Origin of the sequence: Agromyces binzhouensis (genome assembly GCF_004135055.1) — a bacterium.
Classification (GTDB): domain Bacteria; phylum Actinomycetota; class Actinomycetes; order Actinomycetales; family Microbacteriaceae; genus Agromyces; species Agromyces binzhouensis.
The window spans coordinates 1-1,210 of sequence record NZ_SDPL01000634.1 but is presented as its reverse complement, the minus strand read 5'-3'; the positions used below and the strand labels follow the sequence as shown (position 1 = coordinate 1,210).

1 protein-coding gene is annotated in these 1,210 nt (G+C 76.2%); it reads left to right on the top strand.

Going from position 1 to position 1,210, the window contains the following annotated elements:
* Nucleotides 1-1,210 (top strand): amidohydrolase family protein (locus ESO86_RS17265; protein WP_129235994.1); only part of this gene is annotated, 1,210 nt, incomplete at both ends.

Sequence of the window (1,210 nt, the reverse complement as noted above, 5' to 3'; positions counted from 1 at the left end):
GGCAGCGTCGAGCCCGCACCGGCCGCCCGACGTCTCGAACTCGCCGGCCGCTGGGTCGTCCCGGGCCTCTGGGACCGCCACGTCCACCTCTCCCAGTGGGCGATGGTGTCGCGCCGGCTCGACCTCGGCGGGGTCGGATCGGCCGCCGAGGCCGCGGCGCTCGTCGCGGCATCCGTCACCGGCGGAGCCGACGAGGTCGTCGGCTTCGGCTACCGTGACGGCCTCTGGCCCGACGTGCCCGCCATCGACCTGCTCGACGCGGTCTCGGGCGACGTGCCGGTCGTGCTCGTGTCCGCGGACCTGCACTCCTGCTGGGTCAACCGCGCCGCGGCGAGGCGCCACGGTCTCGCGGAGGCGGCGGGGGAGAGCGGCGTGCTGCGCGAGGACGACTGCTTCCGCCTCGTCCGCGAGCTCGACGACCTCGCCGACGACGTGCTCGACGCCTGGGTCGACGAGGCCTCGCGCGCGGCCGCGGCCCGAGGCGTGGTCGGCGTCGTCGACCTCGAGATGCGCTGGAACCGCGACGACTGGGCGCGGCGGGCGGCGGGCGGGGCCGACGCGCTTCGCGTCCGGTTCGGCGTCTACACGCGCGACCTCGACCGCGCCGAGTCAGCGGGCCTCCGCACGGGCGACGAGGTCGAGGGCACGGGCGGGCTCGTCCGCGTCGGACCGTACAAGGTGATCACCGACGGCTCCCTCAACACCAGGACCGCGTGGTGCGTCGACCCCTACCCGGGCCTGGCGGACGACGAGCACCCGCACGGCCTCGTGAACGTGCCCTACGACGAGCTCGTCCCGCACCTCCGGCACGCCGATCGGATCGGCCTCGCTCCCGCCGTCCACGCGATCGGCGACCGGGCGAACGAACGCGCGCTCGACGCGCTCGAGGCGGTGCGTCCGGGCGGATGGCGCGGTCGCGCGTCGATCGAGCACGCGCAGTTGCTGCGCCGCGACGACCTCGCCCGGTTCGCCGCGCTCGGGGTCGTCGCGAGCGTCCAGCCCGAGCACGCCATGGACGACCGCGACGTCGCAGACCTCTACTGGGCGGGCCGCACCGATCGCGCGTTCATGCTCCGCGACCTCGCCGCCGCCGGAGTCGACCTCGCGCTCGGCTCCGATGCGCCCGTCGCGCCGCTCGACCCGTGGATCGCCATCGCCGCGGCGGTCGGCCGGTCCCGCGGGGGGCGCGAGCCGTGGCATCCGGAGCAGG